Genomic DNA, 14,393 nt, shown 5'->3' with positions numbered 1-14,393 from the left:
CGCTCACGAGCATTTCCGGGATCGATTGCTTACGGTTGAACTGAGCACGTACCGAAGGAAGGCGCATTACAAACGTACGTATAGTTGTCCTAAACCATCCAATATCGCGCGCTGACATGCGTACAACCGAGCCCGGGCTATCTGTTTTCCTTCGCTATTGAAACGGTCGCGGGCGCGTGAGGCTGCGGCCGAGTACAGCTGCGTGGCGCCAAGGCACATCAAGGTCAGGGTCACCGGCCACATCAATTCAGCTAAGCGCTGACGCTGAACAATGCGGCAGGCCTTCTGCCTATGCGGAGAGAGCAGCGAAAAGCTGTGAAGCGCCGTGACGTTACCCTCTGTGATCCATCTCATGCTGGTGAAGGGGGCGATCTGGTCCACCGTGATCACGTCCATCGCGGTCTCTTCCGCAATGCGCACCGGAACAAGCCAGATGATCGAGTTGCGCCAGCGAGGTCGCCGCCACATTGTCGGTCGGACATGGCGGGTTCAGCAGCCACGTACCAACCGTTTCATGGGCGGACCGGGTACCGTGGACCGTCACGCCGCACAGATTCTGTCATTAACCGTATGGTCTGGCTCGGCCAACCTTGCCCCGGCATTTGGATGGCCAGGAGCTGTACCTCAAAAGGCGCGCCTGGAGATGGCTGCCGAAAACAATGCTCTCTTTTCCCTTTATATGTGAGGATCTTTCTCAGAGCAGTTGCCTGGACCGCAGCGCAAAGCAGGCGGTCCGAGATCGCGTGAGAAAACGCTCCGGTTTGCTGTTCAGGTCGGCTGAGCCGATCTGAACTGCGAAGAATCACAAGTTTGGGCAACACTCGCGTTCGACGCGTCTTGTAATCACGGATAAAGTCCGGGGCCTACCTCCTTGTGCTTCTAACGTCGATGCTGGTGGAATCGGCGGGCTGGTTGAGGCGGGCGTGCAGCGTCCCGTGCTTGAGTTCGCCTTCCCACCAGGAGACGAACACAGCTGCGATGCCGTTGCCGGTGATATTGGTAAGGGCGCGTACCTCGCTCATGAACTTGTCGATCGAGAACACGATTGCCATGCCCGGCACTAGCGTTGGGTTGACCACCGACAACGTAGCAGCGAGCGTGATGAAGCCCGCGCCGGTGACGCCGCTTGCCCCCTTCGAGGCCAGCATTGCCACGAGCAAGATCGTGAGCTGCTGGCCAAGAGTGAGATCGACCCCGAGCGCCTGGGCAATGAACAAGGTCGCAAGCGTCATATAGATGTTGGTGCCGTCGAGGTTGAAGGAGTAGCCGGTTGGCACCACGAGGCCGACCACGGGCTTGGAGCAGCCCAGCCGCTCGAGCTTCTCCATCAATTGCGGCAGCGCGCTTTCCGAAGACGAGGTGCCGAGCACGATTAGAAGCTCATCCTTGATATAGGCAATGAACTTGAAGATCGAAAAGCCGACAAGGCGCGCGATTAGGCCGAGAACGACCACTACAAATATCGCGGCCGTCGCATAAAATAGCGCGATCAGACCGATCAGATTACCGAGCACCGCCGGCCCGAACTTGCCGATCGTGAAGGCCATTGCGCCGAACGCGCCGATCGGAGCCGCTTTCATGATGATAGCGATCACGCCGAACACCGCGTGCGCAACGTCGTCAATCATGCCGCGCAGCCGCGCTCCACGCTCTCCCAGCGCCATCAGCGAAAAGCCAAACAGGATCGCGAACAGGAGCACCTGCAGAACATCGCCGCGAGCCAGGGCGCCGACCACGGTATCGGGAATGATATTGAGAAAGAAATCGACGGTTTTCGAGGCTTCCGCCTGCTTGACGAAATTGGCGACTGCCGCAGCGTCGGGTTTGACGGCAACGCCACGGCCGACTTGAACCAGATTGCCCATGACAAGGCCCAACACCAAGGCAAAGCTGGAGACGATTTCGAAGTATACCAGCGCCTTGACGCCGACGCGCCCAACTTTCTTTGCGTCCTGAATATGCGCGATGCCGGATGCAACGGTGCAGAAGATGATCGGCGCGATCACCATCTTGATCAGCTTGATGAAGCCGTCACCGAGCGCCTTGACCCAGTCGTTGGTCGCGACCGATGGCCACTGCCATCCGACGATGGCGCCAATCACGATAGCGATCAACACTTGGACGTAGAGAATTTTATACCAGGTTTGTGACGCGCGCGCAGGCGCCGCAGTTGCCATGGTGGTCATGACGCTTCCTTCCCGAATTCCCTCGAATGTGAGCCGCCGCGTCGTGAGAGCCGACGGCATCATACGAGGCTGTCCTTTTGGCCGTAGCCTTGTCCGATTGAAGACGGTTCCGGGAGCCGGCGCGTCATTCCAAAGGCAGGCATTCAGTCACGTTATCTTTTTCGGCAAGCAAGATTTGCACCAGACGCTAATCTGCGGCCGATCAAACCAGGCATAAGCCGTCTATCTCTTGATGAGTTATCTGAATGCTCGGACCTGCGTTCGCATGTTCGAATGGAAGGCGTTGCGCTGGGTGACGTATCTCTTGCTCTGGCAGGGCACGTAAGCCGAGTCGCGTCTCGGCGTTGAAGCTTGGTGTGATCGGAATGTGTCGAGTGCCGAGTTGATGCAACAGTGCGTCGCATTGGTAAAATCGATTGTTTGGATCGCAGGTATCCGCGCGATGGAAGCTTGGCGACATCTGAGCGTCAGATCTAGATTCTTTTGGGCGCGTTATCTCCGTCTGGCGGGCCGCACGCTCAAGAAGCGCCGGACATATGGCGCAGGGCCAACGTATCGAAGAATTTGGCGGTCGCGTCATCTACGCACTGGATGAGCTGAAAGAGCTGAAAGCGCGGGCCGATCTCGCTGTCAGGGCGTCAAACTCCGATCCCGGTGAAGGCATCGTTACTGCCGGCCAAGAATCGCCCAAGGCTGCGCCCTATGCACGCCAGGAGTCACGGTGATCGCCGCACGAGAATAGCGACGATGCAGGACTGTGATGCAGCAGGATGTGCCGTCTGGCGATGTCCCGGGAGTTTGACTAGCTGATGCCTCTCCATCGCCGGCCGGGACATATAGGGTTGATAAAATCGAATTTTGTATACATGCAGCCATTACGACGACGGTCTGACCGCAAAGATTTCACCATAATGAGCATATTTCGCGCGAAATCTCGAATTGCTGTATACATTGACTATACAGAGAGCTGCCATTATTTCTGGGCATTCGTACGTAGTTACCGCTTAAGCGAACAGTGTCTGACCACCGAACCCCGCCAAGGCGTTTCCGGCATCTTCCGGGAGGATGAGGTTATTCTCGAGGCGCAACAGCGCGCCATCGACGAACATGCCGATCGCAATCGCTTCATCTGGCTGTGGATGGCCGATCTGGCGCTGGCTGACCCAGATTTGGTGCCGGACATGCACTGGAACGACGATCCTGCTTGGGTCGCTGATGGTGAGACCGTTCACCCCAAATGCGACTATCGTTTGGTCGTCGACAATCTCATGGACGTGACGCACGAGACCTTTGTGCACGGGGCCAGTATTGGCAACGACGCCATCGCGGAAGCGCCGCTTGACGTCACGCACGGCGAGAAGACTGCCACGGTAACGCGCTGGATGAAGGGGAATACCCCCGCCGCCGTTCTGGTCGAAACAGTTGCAAAAGCCTGGTCGGGTGGACCGCTGGCAAATCATTCGTTTCGAGGCGCTCTGTCTCACAGACGGTGCGTGCCCAGCTCAGTTTGCGCGATCTGATTCTGTCGGGTGATTTGCTGCCTGGCGAACGGATCTCCGAATTGCAGGCTGTGGAGGCGACCGGCGCCTCGCGCACTCCGGTGCGAATGGCGCTGGTTCGACTGCAGGAGGAAGGGCTTTTGGAAGCGATCTCTTCCGGTGGTTTCATGGTAAAGGCATTCTCCGAGTGTGATGTCGTGGACTCGATCGAACTACACGGCACGCTCCAGAAGCTGGCCGCACGCGTTGCCGCCGAGCGGGGTGTTTCATTGCGCGATCTCGAACCCTTGAAAGGTTGTCTTGACGAGACTGACGGTCTTGTGCGGCAGGATCCAATCTCCGTCCAGACTTTCTCCTCCTACGTCGCGCTCAACGCGCGCTTTCACGCGCTGCTGACGGAATTGTCGCGCATCCGCCCTTGATCAGGCAGGTCGATCGCGCGTCCGCATTACCGTTCGCCTCGCCTAGCGGCTTTGTGATGACACAATCGACACTGCCGGATGTGCACCACACACTCCTAATTGCGCAGGATCAACACCGCGTCGTAATCGACGCAATCGATAATCGAGAAGGCGCGCGCGCCGAAGCAATCTTGCGAGGGCACCCGCAAGTGGCGGCGCGCAATTTGCGCTTGGTGCTCAAGAACAAGACGCATTCCGACGAGCTATCGCTGAAAGTTGGCGACGGCGGGAATCGGGAAGGCGGCATATCGTGGGGGTGCTTGACGCCTCCACTTCTCCACCGAAGGAGCGATATGCCGTGTCCAAAGATAACATCATCAAGTTGATTCAGCCAGGAAACGTCGACGATCAACTCACCGAAATCTTGCGCAATGGGGCGCGTGCTCTGTTGGCCCAGGCGGTCGAGGCCGAGGTCGCGGACTTTCTCGGCAAGCATGCCGATTTGAGGACTGCGGACGGCCACCAGCGCTCGTGCGCCACGGTCACCTGCCGGAACGCGAGGTGATGACCGGTATCGGTCCGGTCGGCGTCCGCCAGCCGCGTGTACGCGATCGCGAGGCGGAGGCTACCGATCCCGACCGCATCCGGTTCTCTCCGTCGATCCTGCCGCCCTACATGCGCCGCTCGAAATCGATCGAGACGCTGCTGCCGATCCTTTACCTGAAGGGTATCTCCACCGGCGACTTCTCCGAGGCTCTGGCGGCGCTGCTCGGCAAGGATGCTGCCGGGTTGTCGGCATCCGCCATCGGCCGTCTGAAGGACGGTTGGCTTGACGAACACACCGCGTGGCAGAGGCGCGATCTGTCGGCGAAGCGCTACGTCTACATCTGGGCCGATGGCATCCATCTCCAAGCACGCCTCGAAGACGAAAAGCAGTGCATCCTGGTGCTGATCGGCGCGACGCCGGAAGGCCGCAAGGAACTGGTCGGCTTCACCGATGGCGCCCGCGAGAGCGCGCAGGACTGGCGCGATCTGCTGCTCGACCTGAAGCGGCGCGGGCTCGGCGTGCCGCCGCGGCTCACCATCGCCGACGGCGCGCTCGGGTTCTGGAAGGCCGCCGGCGAGGTCTGGCCGAAAACGCACGAGCAGCGCTGCTGGGTACACAAGACCGCCAACGTGATCGCCAAGTTGCCGAAGAGCCAGCAGCCTAAAGCCAAACGCGCGTTGCAGGAGAGCTGGATGGCCGAAACCAAGGCCGCCGCCGAGCTGGCGTTCGACGCCTTCATCGAGAGCTATACGCCCAAATACGAGAAGGCGGCCGACTGCCTGAGCAAGGATCGGGACACGCTACTGGCGTTCTACGACTTCCCGGCCGAACACTGGAAACACCTGCGGACCACCAATCCCATTGAAAGCACCTTCGCTACCGTGCGCCACCGCACGATCCGATCGAAGGGCTGCCTGTCCAACAGAACGGCGCTCGCGATGGTCTTCAAACTGCTTGAGGCCGCGCAGAAAAGCCGGCGTCGTCTCGATGGCCGCAACCAGTTGCCAAAACTCGTTCTCGGTGTGACATTCAACGACGGGATCGAGCTCATCGCCAAACCGACTGACCGTCAGCCCATAACCGCCGCCGCCTGACCGGCCGCGCCGTCACCAAAATTTGGCGATAGCTCCATTCCGACCAGCTGCCGGGACTGGCGCTCATTAGGATGGCAGGCGATTGAAGGGAGCTGCATGCGGTTCATTGAAAGCTGGATACCCGCAACCCTCGTTGCGACATGCGATCTGACGCCTTCGATCCGCGAGCTGCTGATCAAGCCGGACAACTTTGATGGCGCGGCCTATCCGGTGGGCAGCCATATCAATGTCGCCGTCACTGTCGATGGACACGGCCGGAGACGCGGTCCTACTCCTTGGTCGGCGAAGTCGACTGGGCGGGCTATGGCATTGCGGTGCGGCGCGTGGAGGACTCGCGCGGCGGCTCGCAGTACATGTGGTCGCTCGCGCCGGGCACGCGGCTGACCATTACATTGCCGGTCTCACTGCTGTCGATAGACTGGGCGCGCCGGCACTGCTGCCTAATCGCCGGGGCATCGATATTACACCACGAATAGGGGCTCAAGCGATAGCCCGCCGCGATAGCCAATTCACTTTACATTATGCCGTGCCTTCTTGTGATCAAGCCGTCTATCTGGATGTCCTCGCCCCCTTGCTGAACGAGAGACTTAATATCCATGCAAGCAACGAAGGGCGTCGGCTCGATTTCGATGACTTGTTCGCCTCGCTGCCGCCTAACGCCTTGACACTCTTGTGTGGTCCGACGCGGATGCTCGATACGGCCCGCCGGGCTTGGACCGGCGCAGGGCGCACACTAGCGGACCTACGCTACGAGACCTTCGGTTCGAGTGGCTCGCTGCCGACTGAAGGTTTCCGGGTGTGCCTTGCAGATCGTGCCATCGAGCCAACGATTCCGCGCGATCGCTCGTTGCTCGATGTACTCAATGCAGCGGGTTACGAGCTGATTGCGGATTGCCGGCGCGGGGAGTGCGGCGTCTGTGCGATCGATCTCGTCAACATCGACGGTGAGCTCGACCACCGCGACGTCTTCTTCAGCGAGCAGCAAAAGCGCGCGAACGCAAAGATCTGTGCATGCGATTCGCGCGCTCACGACACGATAACCCTCGATATACTACATCGCCTGGACACGATATAGGCTCGTTGCAGCGCTTGTTTCGGCAGTGGGTCTTAGTCCAGCGCTCGGAACAACTGGCGCATGACCACGCATGGGACTGTCGCGCGGTTGCCGGCCGTCATACCTGCTAGCGTTTAAGGAACGGCTAACCAATTCTTCGAAGCAGGAGATGCACGCGAGGATTTCCGTCGAGGAACGTTATGAGACCCCAAGGGCATTTCGCGCACGTCAACTCTGCGGTTTCAGTGTGCGGCGCTGTCCGCTCGAGGACAATGATGCCAGAAAGCTGACAGAGCGTTAGGTCCACTCCACAGCAATGCCCGCATCTATGCGCGTTTTTCCTCACGTTGAGCACGGAGTGCATCACATTTGGCAAGCGGCACAGACATTGCTGGACGACAAGACAGGAGCTGCTGTTGAAGCGGCCCTGTCACAGGAGTCTCCGATGAGTACTGCGATTTCCGCCCTCTTGCCCGCTCTCGCAGAAACGACGCGCGTCAATATGGTATCCCTCATCAAGTTCCGCATGCCGACGGATAGGCTTGCCGGATTGTCAAAGCGGGCGAGGTGGTCCGAAGCCATGTTGAATGTCATAGCGGGCACTGAGCTATACAGCCAGGCCACGCAAGCTCCAACATTTCTGGCGTTTCGCTCGGGCGACCGCGGTCGCCCGGCTCGGCTGCTTGAGGGCGGCCTTGCGCCGCTGGAAAGCCACTTCGCCTCTCTGGCGAGTTCGGCTTCGAACGTTGTGAATCGTGCGCGCAAGCCGTCGTCGTTCTCCGTGCCGTCGATCCGCAGGCGCGTCGTCGCCGCAAAAGGGACGAGTGGGCCGGACGCCGCAGATGCATTCGCAATGGGGAAGGCGGCGCGGCCGAAGCTAGTACAGTGTGCGTCGATCCCACAGATTTATCGATTGATTCAACCGGAGATTCTGAATCGCCGCTAAAAGGCAACGATGTGAGAATGCGCCGGCGGTTAGCAAAGGACCTTGTGAACCGACCTGGCAGGATGCTCGCTCTTGGAGGTTGGATCCGGCCAAAAGGCGCTGCATGCCAAATCCTTCAGCAAGCCGGACGTGCAGGCGATCGCTCTGCCGATATGGCAACGTGCTCTCACCGTGGAGCTGACGCACATGGATACCTTTTCGGCCGAGATCTGGCGATCCGTTGCGCTCACGATCGAGCTCGCCAGCCTGACGACGATGATCCTTTTGGTTGTTGGCGCGCCACTCGCATGGTGGCTGGCACGTTCAAAGACGGTTTTGAGCAAGGCGGTGGCGACGATCATCGCGCTGCCGCTGGTGCTGCCTCCGACGGCGCTTGGTTTCTGCGTACTCGTCCTGCTCGGCCCGAACAGACCGGGTGGCTTTCTCGCCTCTTTCTGGGGCGAGCACACGCTCGCCTTTACCTTTGCAGGAATTGTAGTCGGATCGGTCCTCTCAGCGCTCCCTTTGGTGGTGCAGCCGATCCATAATGCCTTTATTGCGATAGGCGGGGGACCGCTCGTCAATCAGCGTGCTTCTCCATTGTATGCCTTCATTACTATCGGTCTGCCGTTGGTGCGACTGGAGTTTCTCAAGGCTGCCTTGGTTGGCTTTGCTCATTCGATCGGCACCTTCGGCGTAGTGATGATGATCGGCGGCAACATTCCTGGGCGCACCAAGGTGTTGTCAGCTTATGTCATTGACTATGTGCAAGAATCGCGCTGGAGCGAGGCAAGTTGGATTGCCGGCGGTATGGTGATGTTTGCCTTTGCCGTCATTTTTATTCTAACCTTCATCGACAAACGCTGTGCCAGAAGAGGCACATGAGGGCACCAGCCCTGATTAAATCCGCTTCGGTATGACGGCCAGACATGTCCGATCGTGAGCGAGCAGCAGCATTGCAAGCCGGATCCGGCCATCCGTTATGGCCGCGGCTGGCGCTGGAATCGGCTTTAATTCGCCGCACGTCGCGCCTCTGCGGGAGGCTGGGGCTTGACGTCGGAGTTCCAAGAGCCGCCTTGCCAAACTGGAGGAGCTCTGCGCTCGATCGCTGGCAAGTGCGTGCCGGCGCGGGTTGCATCGCCTGAGGCGGCAAGCTCATCCACTAAAGGCATACGAGCAATTCGATCCCTGCGAAAGCAACATCGATGCGCTTCGAAGCGATATTCGCAGTCGCGTCCGTCGCCAAACCGATAATGGCGATTGCCTATTACGCTGAGGCAAGTTGCTTACCTCTGCAGGCCCAGATTACCGGGCACTACCTGGACTTCGCAAAAACAATAGAGGGGGTGCAGCCTGACGGTTGATCAAAAATTCGATCGCCGAGGGCGCCATAGATTAGCCTCACTTATGGCGCGCCCGGATAGCTCGGATCAAGCAGCGCGTCTTCATCCGAATTTCGTAGCTCCGCCGGTCAAGAGCGATGAACAGGCTTTCATCGAAGCCATACTAAGCTGCCGCTGCCCCATCTTCTCGACCGATGTGCTCGGGATTGTTGTCGAAAAGTCAGCGAATAGCGATTGTGACAGTATCCTGCGAACAGCACGTGGAGGCTGATCGAAACGCAAGATGCCACGTTCCATTTGTCGGGATCGCAACGCGAGCGCCCCGCGCGTCAATTTCTAGACGCCCCTCTGACATGAAAGCCACAGAACTCGAGCTCCTCGAAAGTCCGACGAAGTTTGACTGCGGGGGAGCTTGCGTATTTGTGACAGTCCATGACGCTGTGCGGTTTGGACAAATGCTGCTAAACGGCAGGATCTCGATGGCAACGCTATCGAGATCTCAAGACGGCGCATCACATAATCTCCAACGACTTTGCGGGATTGGGACTCGGAGCGGCTGTGCGCGCATGAAAGGGCTCCTCGGCGCTTCCAGGCAATTCAGGTGAGTTGACCTGGACTGGCGCCGCTGGATGTGAGCTTTGAAGGTCCAGACTCCGATTATAGATCCTGTGAAAGTGCTCGCGCAGCAAGCACCCACTGAATGAAAGATGCATCGGATCGATCCGCCCCGACGGATCATTAGCACGAATGGCGGACAACGCGTAGCTTGTGCCTCGCGAGCTCGGCTCGCTCATCCCTACCGATAATCGCGAAGCGGCGGTCGCGTATCTGCCGAGTGTGCTCCCATGCGGTGGCCTGTTTCTTGCTGTTGAGGTCAGCAATTGTTACGGCCGACAAGTCACTTGGAAGGGGCCATGGGCGGGGCATCGGAAACTTTCTACAGCGTGATCAGACGTCAGGGTATCACGCGTCGTAGTTTTCACAAATTCTGCAGTTTGATAACCGGGAGCTTCGGACTCGGTTCGCTCGCCGCAAGCGGTATTGCTTCCGCCTTGGAGATCAAGCCGCGTGTGCCGGTCATCTGGATGCACGGGCTCGAGTGCACCTGCTGCTCGGAAAGCTTTATCCGATCGTCTCATCCGTTGATTGAAGACCGCTGCTATCGATGATTTCGCTGACTATGACGACACTATCATGGCGGCGGCAGGACACCAAGCCGAAGCCATCCTGGAGGAAACCCGTGCCAAGTACAAGGGCAGGTATGTGCTTGTCGTGGAAGGCAATCCGCCGCTGAACGAAGGGGGCATGTTCTGCATAGACGGCGGCAAGCCGTTCGTTGAAAAGCTCAGGTCGATGGTGGAAGAGTCCATGGCGATCGTCGCTTGGGGCACGTGTGCGTCCTCGGGCTGCGTGCAAGCGGCCGAGCCCAATCCGACTGGGGCGGTGCCAATCGATAAGGTGATCACCAACAGGCCGATCATCAAGGTGCCCGGGTGCCCGCACATCGCAGAGGTCATGACCGGCCTGGTGACCTTCGTGACCGCGTTCGGAAAGCTGCCGCAGCTCGATCGCCTGGGACGCCCCAAGATGTTTTATTCCGAGCGCATTCACGACAAGTGCTATCGGCGTTCCCATTTCGACGCTGGCCAGTTTGTCGAGGAGTGGGACGATGAGGGCGCACGCAAGGGCTATTGCTTATACAACATGGGCTGCAAGGGGCCGACCACTTACAATGCCTGTTCGGCCGTTCGGGAACGGCGGCGTGTCATTCCCGATTCAATCTGGCCACTCGGCATTGAGAAGAACGCCGATCAGATTGGCATGGCCGCTGCCGGCGTTGTTGGGCTGACCGTCGCTGCGCATGCGGCGGTCACGGCTGTGAAGCGGTTGACCCACAAGCCGGATCGCGCAACTGACAAAAGTAAGCCGAGTTGAGGGGAAGGTGACGGTGGCTGTTCAGACACCAAATGGGTTCAATCTCGATCCTTCCGGCAAGCGAATTGTCATCGATCCGCTGACCCGCATCGAAGGCCACCTGCGCGTCGAGGCCAATGTCGATTCTGATAATGTGATCCGCAATGCGGTCTCGAGCGGGACGATGTGGCGTGGCATCGAAGTCATCCTGCGCGGGCGCGATCCGCGGGACGCCTGGGCCTTCACCGAGCGGATTTGCGGTGTCTGCACCGGCACCCATGCGCTCACCTCCGTGCGCGCCGTTGAAAGTGCGCTAGGGATCGCCATTCCGGAGAATGCCAACTCGATACGCAATATCATGCAACTGTGTCTGCTTGTGCCTGATCACCTGGTGCATTTCTACCACGTGCACGCGCTCGATTGGGTTGACGTGATGTCCGCGCTCAAGGCCAATCCCAAGTCGACGTCGGCGCTGGCGCAGTCTATCTCGCCCTGGCCGCTGTCGTGCCCTGGCTACTTTAACGATCTGCAGATCAGGCTCACTAAGTTCTTCGGATCCGGGCAACCCGGTCCGTTCAAGAATGGCTATTGGGGGCATCCGGCCTACAAGCTTCCACCGGAAGCGAATCTGATGGCCGTGGCGCATTATCTGGAGGCGCTCGATTTCCAGAAAGAAATCGTCAAGGTCCAAGCGGTCTATGGGGGCAAGAACCCGCATCCGAACTGGCTGGTCGGCGGCGTGCCCTGCGCGATCAATATCGACGGAACTGGCGCGGTGGGTGCGATCAATATGGAGCGGCTTAGCTTAGTATCCTCGATCATCGATCGTTCGATCGAGTTTGTCGAGCAGGTCTATCTGCCGGACATTGCAGCGATCGGCTCGTTCTACAAGGACTGGCTGCATGGCAGCGGGCTTTCGGGCAAAGGTGTGATGTCCTATGGCGACATCCCCGAAAATGCCAACGACTGTTCCGCGAAAAGTCTCAAGCTGCCGCGCGGCGTCATTCTTGATGGCGATCTCAGCGAGGTGTTGCCGATCGAACCATGGTGATCCAAAGCGCTGCCGCTGCTGCTGGCGGTCAGACGAGCGGCGCCGAGACGCAACTCTACAGACTCGCTAAACTCGACGATCTCGAACGCAAGCTGATTGCCGAGGTGCTCGGGGAGGGTGAGGTGGCCGGCGTCGTTGCACTGCCGGACGGCTCTCTGGCGCAAATCGGGGAGACCGTGCATGCGGGAATCTGGCGCCTGCGCATCGGGATGGAGCCGGCACATGAATATATTCAGGTCGGGGCGATCCCACAGATTGTGCAGCGCGCCGCGACTGAACTGACGTCCACCGATCTTGTGATAGGCCCGGCGCCGGACGGTACGATGAACGTGCTGCCGGTGCTCGCCGAAATACGCGGACGGGCTCGTGCCTGGCTGTCTGGCATGCACGCGCATGTCATCAATCCCACGCTGCTGCCGATGAGCGCTGTCGAGCTGGCGTTTCAGCGGTGAAGCGTGGGCAATGGTCCGGTCCGACTGATCTTCTGCGGCTACGGCGCATGCCGAGTGCAGGCGACCCGGATCCGGAACGTCTGGTCGGTGCAATACTTCAATTTTATGGACAACATCACTCTGGATACGCTGGAAGGTCGGCGGCGTGCCGATTGTTGCGTCGGCCGCCGACGAAGATCTCGAGGAATCCGCCGAACGCCTGCAGGAAATTATCGAGGCATACTTCACATGAAGTACTTGGAAATCAATCGGCATCCGGCGCGTTCGTCGCAGACGGCGCGCCGGCAACGCGACATTGGCTGGATCGCGTGTCGATTGAGTACGATGCTTGACCGTGAAATAAGCCCTCGCGGGAGCATGCAAAACGATATGTTCACATCGGTGGCGATGCTTGTGGTAGCCAATCGGCATATCGCCAATCGCAAGCGACGGACCTCGAGCGAACCGCCCAGGGTCGAGGCGAGCAAATTTCGCACGCATGAGCGCTCGCCCGTCGGCATGATTGCGCGTCGGGTCATGAAGGCGGTTGCATCTTGCGTAAGGCCACTTGCCAACCGCGTGCTGGCCACAAATGGTATCTACCCCCGCGGGCCGGATCTGGTTTCATCGAACTTATTGTCGGCGAGCTAGCGCCATTCGCCGTAATTGCCTGTTGCTCCCCTCTCAGCGATCTTTGCATGCAAAGCTATGCGATCCGCCCGCGCCAAAGCAGCGGTCCTTGCCGGCGTCTAGTCGGACAACCGCTCAGCGTCACATTGGAGCCACGCGTTGGATCTCAGTGCGTCTGGTCGCCGGCTTTTGTTGCGTGAGATGATGGAGGAGCGCCGCCCATGAGCCTCGCCTCCCGCAACAAGATTGATGTCACCGTATCGATTGCTGCCGACGTAATCGGCGCAGTCGAGATCGTGCCCCGAGCCCGGCCGCCGCTGGCATGGCTGTTCGCCGGCAAACAGGCATCGTCGGTGATTGAGGGGCTGCCGCGGCTCTTCGCGCTATGTGCCGCTGCGCAGCAGGCTGCCTTACTGGCCGCGATCGAGGCGGCGCGCAAGGAAGAGATCATCCTCGCGACAAAGCAGCATCGTATTACCTTGGTCGTTGCCGAGCGTATCGCGGAATTGCTGCGTGGCCTCTTTGTCGGTCATCTTACGCCGAACATCGGCAGTGCGGCAGCGGTTCGATCCGTGATGCACGGAACATCAGTGTCTATCGGCAGCGAACAGCCAATCCGCGGCCCTGCTCGACGCGAAGCAATAGCGCGAATTGGGGCCGCGATGGCCGCGTTCGGCATAACGAGAGAGGCTTGTGCGCTGAAGTCCGGCAGCCCGTTCGCGCTTCGCATTGCAGAGCTTGATGAGGTCGACTTGAAGTCAATCTCGATCGAGCACTCGTTCCTGTCCGTTGCCGACGACCGCAATATCGTTGAACGGTTACTCGCGGACGACGATACGTTCTGCTGTTGTCCGGATCTCGAGGGGCATGCGCCCGAAACGGGGCCGTTGGCGCGCCACATGACGCGTAATCGGCTTCCGCCGGGCCGGCCGGGTGCGGTTGCGCGGCTGATGGCCCGAATTACGGAGATGGTTCGGCTGTGCGCTTGGCTCGAGGCTCGTGCTCATATCGAGTCGGCGGAACATGGGATCATCGAAGGCTACAGGCTAGGTCCTGGCCGTGCAGCGGCAGCAGTCGAATGCGCCAGGGGGCGCCTCTATCACGCGGTTGAGCTTGATCCTCGGGGCCGGATATCCCGCGTCGAATTCCTAGCGCCGACGGAATGGAATTTCCTTCGGTGCGGACCACTTGTCCGGCGCCTTCAGGGCGCGGTGCTGACGGCGAGACCACATCAGGAAGCGGTTCGTGCGGTGATTGCATCGCTCAATCCTTGCGCCGGGTTCACGCTCAATTTTCGCGAGGTTGGCGATGCATGAAA

At 59.4% G+C, this 14,393-nt stretch carries 9 protein-coding genes and 8 pseudogenes; 15 read left to right on the top strand and 2 right to left on the bottom strand.

Going from position 1 to position 14,393, the window contains the following annotated elements; all coding sequences use genetic code 11:
• Window positions 1-66: 66 nt before the first annotated feature.
• Window positions 67-396, bottom strand: coding sequence for a hypothetical protein (locus HAP47_RS36105; RefSeq protein ID WP_173643885.1), 330 nt, complete (start codon window positions 394-396; stop codon window positions 67-69).
• A gap of 467 nt (window positions 397-863) precedes the next feature.
• Complete coding sequence (dctA, locus tag HAP47_RS36100; RefSeq protein WP_166073047.1) at window positions 864-2,186, bottom strand: C4-dicarboxylate transporter DctA; 1,323 nt, start codon at window positions 2,184-2,186, stop codon at window positions 864-866.
• A gap of 536 nt (window positions 2,187-2,722) precedes the next feature.
• Between dctA and HAP47_RS36095 the strand changes: the two genes are divergently transcribed.
• The 15 genes and pseudogenes from HAP47_RS36095 to HAP47_RS36035 all read left to right on the top strand — a co-directional run bounded on the left by HAP47_RS36095 (window position 2,723) and on the right by HAP47_RS36035 (window position 14,391).
• A complete protein-coding gene (locus HAP47_RS36095; RefSeq protein ID WP_371821712.1) occupies window positions 2,723-2,911 on the top strand; it encodes a hypothetical protein in 189 nt (62 codons plus the stop codon).
• A gap of 84 nt (window positions 2,912-2,995) precedes the next feature.
• Window positions 2,996-3,244, top strand: a pseudogene (locus HAP47_RS41850) (hypothetical protein); the annotation flags it as partial.
• Window positions 3,245-3,298: 54 nt separating this feature from the next.
• A pseudogene (locus HAP47_RS36085) lies at window positions 3,299-3,665 on the top strand (aromatic ring-hydroxylating dioxygenase subunit alpha); the annotation flags it as partial.
• Window positions 3,619-4,352 (top strand): annotated as a pseudogene (locus tag HAP47_RS36080) (GntR family transcriptional regulator); the annotation flags it as partial. The pseudogenes HAP47_RS36085 and HAP47_RS36080, both read left to right, overlap by 47 nt.
• Before the next feature lie 92 nt (window positions 4,353-4,444).
• Window positions 4,445-5,727: pseudogene (locus HAP47_RS36075) on the top strand (IS256 family transposase).
• A 96-nt stretch (window positions 5,728-5,823) separates the two neighbouring features.
• Window positions 5,824-6,802: pseudogene (locus HAP47_RS36070) on the top strand (PDR/VanB family oxidoreductase).
• Window positions 6,803-7,226: 424 nt separating this feature from the next.
• On the top strand, window positions 7,227-7,727 hold the full coding sequence (locus tag HAP47_RS36065) for a hypothetical protein (RefSeq protein ID WP_173643886.1): 501 nt from the start codon (window positions 7,227-7,229) through the stop codon (window positions 7,725-7,727).
• Window positions 7,728-7,913: 186 nt separating this feature from the next.
• Complete coding sequence (locus tag HAP47_RS36060; protein WP_173643969.1) at window positions 7,914-8,591, top strand: molybdate ABC transporter permease subunit; 678 nt, start codon at window positions 7,914-7,916, stop codon at window positions 8,589-8,591.
• Between the two features lie 1,372 nt (window positions 8,592-9,963).
• Window positions 9,964-10,984, top strand: a pseudogene (locus tag HAP47_RS36055) (hydrogenase small subunit).
• Between the two features lie 13 nt (window positions 10,985-10,997).
• A pseudogene (locus HAP47_RS36050) lies at window positions 10,998-12,024 on the top strand (nickel-dependent hydrogenase large subunit); the annotation flags it as partial.
• Window positions 12,008-12,466, top strand: coding sequence for a hypothetical protein (locus HAP47_RS41845; protein ID WP_371821711.1), 459 nt, complete (start codon window positions 12,008-12,010; stop codon window positions 12,464-12,466). The pseudogene HAP47_RS36050 and the gene HAP47_RS41845, both read left to right, overlap by 17 nt.
• 3 nt (window positions 12,467-12,469) lie before the next feature.
• Window positions 12,470-12,541: pseudogene (locus tag HAP47_RS41840) on the top strand (hypothetical protein); the annotation flags it as partial.
• Between the two features lie 70 nt (window positions 12,542-12,611).
• Window positions 12,612-12,698: a hydrogenase expression/formation C-terminal domain-containing protein gene (locus tag HAP47_RS41835; protein ID WP_371821834.1), complete on the top strand. Its 87-nt coding sequence runs from the start codon at window positions 12,612-12,614 to the stop codon at window positions 12,696-12,698.
• Complete coding sequence (locus HAP47_RS36040) at window positions 12,695-13,096, top strand: hypothetical protein (protein WP_173643887.1); 402 nt, start codon at window positions 12,695-12,697, stop codon at window positions 13,094-13,096. Before HAP47_RS41835 ends, HAP47_RS36040 begins: the two co-directional genes overlap by 4 nt.
• A gap of 200 nt (window positions 13,097-13,296) precedes the next feature.
• Window positions 13,297-14,391 (top strand): hypothetical protein, encoded by a 1,095-nt coding sequence (locus HAP47_RS36035; protein ID WP_173643888.1) that lies wholly within the window; start codon window positions 13,297-13,299, stop codon window positions 14,389-14,391.
• Window positions 14,392-14,393 lie beyond the last annotated feature (2 nt).

It is taken from the genome of Bradyrhizobium sp. 41S5 (assembly GCF_011516665.3).
GTDB lineage: Bacteria > Pseudomonadota > Alphaproteobacteria > Rhizobiales > Xanthobacteraceae > Bradyrhizobium > Bradyrhizobium quebecense.
The sequence above is the reverse complement of the archived record's forward strand: the minus strand, read 5'-3'. Positions and strand labels throughout refer to the sequence as shown.

Bases quoted from the DNA above. Each gene is read 5' to 3' on its own strand.
- HAP47_RS36060 (WP_173643969.1), top strand. From the start codon at position 7,914: ATGGATACCTTTTCGGCCGAGATCTGGCGATCCGTTGCGCTCACGATC.
- HAP47_RS36035 (WP_173643888.1), top strand. From the start codon at position 13,297: ATGAGCCTCGCCTCCCGCAACAAGATTGATGTCACCGTATCGATTGCT.
- HAP47_RS36095 (WP_371821712.1), top strand. From the start codon at position 2,723: ATGGCGCAGGGCCAACGTATCGAAGAATTTGGCGGTCGCGTCATCTAC.
- HAP47_RS36105 (WP_173643885.1), bottom strand. From the start codon at position 396: ATGGACGTGATCACGGTGGACCAGATCGCCCCCTTCACCAGCATGAGA.
- dctA (WP_166073047.1), bottom strand. From the start codon at position 2,186: ATGACCACCATGGCAACTGCGGCGCCTGCGCGCGCGTCACAAACCTGG.
- HAP47_RS41845 (WP_371821711.1), top strand. From the start codon at position 12,008: ATGGTGATCCAAAGCGCTGCCGCTGCTGCTGGCGGTCAGACGAGCGGC.
- HAP47_RS36065 (WP_173643886.1), top strand. From the start codon at position 7,227: ATGAGTACTGCGATTTCCGCCCTCTTGCCCGCTCTCGCAGAAACGACG.
- HAP47_RS36040 (WP_173643887.1), top strand. From the start codon at position 12,695: ATGAAGTACTTGGAAATCAATCGGCATCCGGCGCGTTCGTCGCAGACG.